Source organism: Streptomyces sp. NPDC005574 (assembly GCF_040605435.1).
Lineage (GTDB): Bacteria > Actinomycetota > Actinomycetes > Streptomycetales > Streptomycetaceae > Streptomyces.
This window is the reverse complement of sequence record NZ_JBEXCW010000212.1, coordinates 1-4,809: the sequence shown is the minus strand read 5'-3', so window position 1 is coordinate 4,809 and position 4,809 is coordinate 1. Positions and strand designations below refer to the sequence as shown.

General features: G+C 70.9%; 6 protein-coding genes and 1 pseudogene. 3 read left to right on the top strand and 4 right to left on the bottom strand.

The window, feature by feature from the left end:
- Both ABZT03_RS43085 and ABZT03_RS43080 read right to left on the bottom strand, forming a co-directional pair.
- Positions 1 to 317: IS3 family transposase (locus ABZT03_RS43085; RefSeq protein ID WP_356049633.1), on the bottom strand; the 317-nt coding region annotated here is incomplete at its 3' end.
- Positions 314 to 631: a transposase gene (locus ABZT03_RS43080; protein ID WP_356049632.1), complete on the bottom strand. Its 318-nt coding sequence runs from the start codon at positions 629 to 631 to the stop codon at positions 314 to 316. The genes ABZT03_RS43085 and ABZT03_RS43080, both read right to left, overlap by 4 nt.
- Before the next feature lie 24 nt (positions 632 to 655).
- Between ABZT03_RS43080 and ABZT03_RS43075 the strand changes: the two genes are divergently transcribed.
- Complete coding sequence (locus tag ABZT03_RS43075; RefSeq protein ID WP_356049631.1) at positions 656 to 1,330, top strand: hypothetical protein; 675 nt, start codon at positions 656 to 658, stop codon at positions 1,328 to 1,330.
- 5 nt (positions 1,331 to 1,335) lie between these two features.
- Here ABZT03_RS43075 and ABZT03_RS43070 read toward each other — a convergent pair whose 3' ends face one another.
- Positions 1,336 to 2,550, bottom strand: a complete 1,215-nt coding sequence (locus ABZT03_RS43070; protein WP_356049630.1) for an IS110 family transposase — start codon at positions 2,548 to 2,550, stop codon at positions 1,336 to 1,338.
- A gap of 235 nt (positions 2,551 to 2,785) precedes the next feature.
- On the opposite strand from ABZT03_RS43070, the gene ABZT03_RS43065 reads away from it, so the two are divergent.
- Entirely contained in the window at positions 2,786 to 3,130 is a 345-nt protein-coding gene (locus ABZT03_RS43065) for a hypothetical protein (RefSeq protein WP_356049628.1), read from the top strand.
- 530 nt (positions 3,131 to 3,660) lie between these two features.
- Here the strand turns inward: ABZT03_RS43065 and ABZT03_RS43060 are convergent.
- Positions 3,661 to 4,179 (bottom strand): hypothetical protein, encoded by a 519-nt coding sequence (locus ABZT03_RS43060; RefSeq protein ID WP_356049627.1) that lies wholly within the window; start codon positions 4,177 to 4,179, stop codon positions 3,661 to 3,663.
- A gap of 263 nt (positions 4,180 to 4,442) precedes the next feature.
- Here ABZT03_RS43060 and ABZT03_RS43055 point away from each other — a divergent pair.
- Positions 4,443 to 4,809, top strand: a pseudogene (locus tag ABZT03_RS43055) (hypothetical protein); the annotation flags it as partial.

Genomic DNA, 4,809 nt, shown 5'->3' with positions numbered 1-4,809 from the left:
GGGCTCTTCGCGCGTATGACGCCGCGCAGGCCGGCGGCCCGCATGAGGCGCTCAACGGTGCAGCGGGCCACCGTCCAGCCCTTGCGCCGCAGGGCCGCGTGGATCTTGCGGGCGCCGTAGACGCCGTAGTTGTCCTCGTGAATGCGGTGGATCTGTTCGGTCAATTCCCGGTCCCGGGTGGTGCGGGCAGCCTCCGGGCGGGTTCCGGCGGCGTAGTAGGTGCTCGGCGCGATCTCGGCGTCGGTGCCCGTGAGGGCCGCGCAGATCGGCTGGACGCCGAACTCCTCCTTGTGCTGGTCGATGTAGGCGACCCTCAACGCAGTGGGCGGTCCAGCTCCGCGGCGAAGAAAGCCGACGCGGACTTCAGGATCGCGTTCGCCCGGCGCAGCTCCTTCACCTCGCGCTCCAGCTCCGCGATGCGGGCCGCCTCCGCGCTCGTGGTCCCGGGCCGGCTGCCCTCGTCGGTCTCGGCCTGCCGCACCCAGCCGCGCAGGGCCTCAGGGTGCACGTCGAGCTGCTCGGCGATACGCCTGGTAGCCCCCGACCGCCCGGCCGGGTCCTTCCGGGCCTCGACACACAACCTGGTCGCGCGCTCGCGCAGCTCATCGGGATACCTACGGGGAGCAACCATGCTCGGGATCCTTCCGGGTCTTCAATGTCTCCATCAAACCCGGGGCGGTTCAACTATCTGCTCGCCGAAGCGCGCCGCTACCTCTCCTACGTGCTGCGCGGCCGACCCCACCAGCCGGGCCTGGACGAACGAATCGTGCAGACCGTGGTCGACGACTACACCCGCCCTGTCGGCCGGGGCCTGATGATGACCGCCGACCTGCACGCCCTGTACCCGCGCGACACCCACGACCAGGCCGTGCTGCGCCCGCTGACCCGCAACCGGACGCTCCCTCTCTACGCGCGGGCACGCCTCGCCGCCGACGCGTTGAAGGCCCGGATGCACGCGGCGCGCCGTGCGGAGCGCCTGGGCTCCCGATCCCGCCCGCACACCGTCGCCGTGCCCGGCACCTCGAGGACTGGCCTGCGTCCCTCGCGCCCGGACCGGGAGGCCGACCGCGCCCAGGAGCAGCAGCAGGGGACCGAGGCTGCCGCGCTGGAGCAGACCCGCGCCACGATCGAGGCCGTCGCCCAGATGGCCGCCAGGCTCCAGGACACAGTCCGGGAGCGCGCCGCCGCCCGCGCCGCCCGGCAGCAGCCCGCCCCGCCGGCGCCCGCACCGTCACACACCCCGCCGCCCGGCGCGCAGCCAGCACCTGGCCGGACACCCACAGGAGGATTCCCAATGACGTTGTCAAGCCGGGGCGGTGACACCTCGTGACTGGGTCATGCCGCTGTGGCAGCGGGGTGGGACGTTACGGCCTCAAAGGTCCTGTGGTCGCGTATCAGGGCCCACAGCACGTTCAGGCGGCGTCTGGCCAGCGCGAGGACGGCCTGCTTGTGGGACGTTCCTTCGGCGCGTTTGCGCTGGTAGAAGGCTTTGGACTGGGGGCAGTGCACGGTGGCGACCTGGGCGGAGAGGTAGAACATCCGCAGGAGTCGGCGGCTGTAGCGTCTGGGCCGGCGCAGGTTGCCGCTGATCTTGCCGGAGTCCCGGGGCACGGGGGCGAGTCCGGCGACGCCGGCGAGCCGGTCGGGGCTGCCGAAGGCGGCCATGTCGCCGCTGGTCGCGGCGATGAACTCCGCGCCGAGCATGTCGCCGATGCCGGGCATGCTGGTGATCACTTCGGCGTCGGGATGCTCGCGAAACCGGCCCTCGATGAGGGCGTTGGTCTGGGCGATCTCCTCGTCGAGGGCCATCACCTCCCTGGCCAGGGTGTGGACCATCTTCGCGGCGGTCTTCTCCCCGGGGATCACGGTGAACTGGGCCTCGGCGGCGGTGACCGCGGCGTCGGCGGCGCTCTTGGCGACGTTCAGGGTGCGCACGCCGTGGTTCTTGAGCCAGGTGGCCAGCGGGGCCCGGCCGATCCGGCGCAGGGCGGCCGGGGTCTGGTATCCGGTGAGCAGGATGAGTGCGGTCTTGGAGGTGCTGTAGTCGAAGGCTCGTTCCAGGGCGGGGAAGTACTCCAGGATCTGCGCGCGGAGCCGGTTGATCGCCCGGGTGCGGTCGGCGGACAGGTCCATGCGTCGGCCGGTGAGGATCTTCAGGTCGACTGCGATCTCGCTGGTCTCCTGGAGCGGCTGGAGGTCGCGGCGCATGCGGGCCTGGTCGGCGATGACGAAGGCGTCCTTGGCGTCGCTCTTGCCGTCGCCGCGGTAGGAGCCGGAGGCGTGGTGCACGGTCCGGCCGGGGATGTAGAAGAGTCGCTGTCCGTGGTTGACCAGCAGCGCGATCCACAGCGCGGCGCCGCCGGCGTTGAGGTCGACCGCCCAGGTCACGGGGGCGCCGTCGGCCAGGTCCAGGACGTCACCGAGCAGTTGCAGCAGCTCGTCCTCGTTGTTCGGCACCCGGCGCGAGAGCGCCTTGGTGCCGTCCGCGTCGATCACGGTGCAGTGGTGTTCGGCCTTGCCCGCGTCTGTCCCCGCCCACAGTTCGGGCACCGGACCCTCCTTCGTCGTTCTCCTGTGCTGTCCCAGCAGACGACCTCGCTGTCACGTCCATACGAGCGATTCGGTTCGCGCATCCCAATCAGCAGTCGAGTCGTCGCGGGATGCCGGGCGGCCAATTCTCCTCAGCCACGAACGCGGCACTCACATGAAAGCCACACCCGGCATCCCTGGGTGTCCCGATCTTACGAATGACCGCGATCAACCACGAAGAAAGGTATGGACTCACATGACCACACCGGAGACCCCCGAATTGAAGGACGTCCTCGCCCGAGCCCGCGCAGCCAGTGGGGAGATAGCCGCCGCGCTCGATGAGGACCAGGAGCCCGCGCCCGAGGAGCCCGCGGGCTGGCAGCCGATCTGGAAGCGGCCCCGGACACCGAAGTCGAAGGCGGCCAGGAAGAAGCAGCTGGACGATCAGCGGGAGCGGCTCCAGGACGCCGCCAAGCGCCGCCTCGCTGCGGGGGAGTCGCGCCGGCCCCGCTCCCGGCAGAGCCGGATCGGCAACGCGGCTGCCCGCCGCGATGCCCGCGCCCTGTCCCGGGTGCGGCACTCCAACGTCTGGCTGCGGTGACGATGCCGGACATCGTCCACCGAGTGGAGCCGACGATGTCGTGCAACCCGTGGCGATGTACGACATCGGGTGGAGTCCACTCCGGGCTCCACCCAGTGGGCTCCACCGAGTGGACTCCACTTCGGTGCGCCGGACGACGGTGGACTCCACCGTGGTGCGCACCGCGACGGTGCGCCCTCGCGCCCGGCACCGCACCACTGCGACGATGCCCGGCACTCCTGCACGTGCCGGTGCGCCTCACCCGATGTCCGCACCACACCGGTGCGCTCGCCGCGGCGACCCCTTGTCCGGGTGCGGCCGGACGCGTGCGACCCCCTTGTCCGGCTCAGTCGCACCCCCTTGACCAGCTCCGCCACCAAGGACGTTTCCCCTTGACACAGCCCGTTTCGCCTGGCGATCAGGTCGTGGTCAAGGGGGTGTGTGATATGGGAGCCCGCCCGGCCGTGGCCGCCCGGCGATGCGGTGCGGAGGTGCGGTGGTGCGCACCGGATGCGCGGTGCGGTGGGGTGGTGCGCGCACCACCGACGCCGTCACCGCACTTTGTGCGCACCGGGTGCGCGTGGTGCGGTGCGGTGCGCGCACCACCGGCATCGGATGGTGCGCACTACACGGCGGTGAGGCGCACTGGGTGCGCTTTCCATCGCCTGCTTCATCCCGGCGGCCTCCAGCTGGCGCAGGACGTCGGCGACGTCGCCCTGGTCCTCGGTGAGGATGTTCTCGGTGAAGCGGGTGATGGTGTCGGCGATGCCCGGTGCACCGGCCAGGCACACGCTGTGGCAGAGGAGCTCCAGCAGCAGCCGCCCGAGTGCCGCGGCGAGGAAGGAGTGCGCGCAGGGCTCCCCGTCGTGGTCGTCCTCGGCGGTGATGGGGATGAAGACGCGCGCGGCGACGTCCAGGAGCAGCCGGTGCAGCTCCGGGCCCGTGTCGTCGGCGACCGCGCAGGCGGTGTCGATGTCGCCGGCCTGCATCGCCCGGATGTAGGCGAAGGCGTCGGCGACGTCGTCCGGCTGCATCGGGGCGAGCGGCGCGGTGACGGTGTTCTCGGGCATGGGTGGCTCCCTCGTCTTCGGGCCGCCCCGCTGATCGCGGCGGCCTCGAAGACACCTTCGAACCGCGGCCCTGTGGACAGAGTCCGAGCACCGACGGTGAACATCCACGGCCCGATCCCTCGCCACGTTTCTCCTTGACCTGGTCCGCTACGTGCGACATACCGCCCATTTCAACGGGGGAGAAATCTCCGTCCCGGCACGCTGCGCGACGGCTCCGGGAAAAGGCGCTGCCGCCCGGGACGTGCCGCTGGGAGACTGCGGGGATGACCACGCAGCGGCTGCCGTTCCCGGTCCCGGACGACCGGGCCCACTACTTCGTCACCTGCTACGCCGACATGCACGACCTCGTGGAGGACCTGGTCGTGCCCGACGGCGTGCCCGAGGCCGCGGCGACGGTCCTGCGTACGGCGCGCGAGCTGCTGCGTCAGTCGTACTACTGCTACGAGTTCTCCACCGTGGCGGTCATGCACTCCCTTCGGCACCCCGGCCGCCACGCGGACGGACTGGGTGTCGATGATGACCAGGGACGGGTCCTCTTACGGGCTGCCCCGCGATTGATCTTGGTCACGTACGGGGACATGGGGAAGGCCGCGCGAGTTGTCTGGTGTGTGAAGATCAAACTGGCCCGCG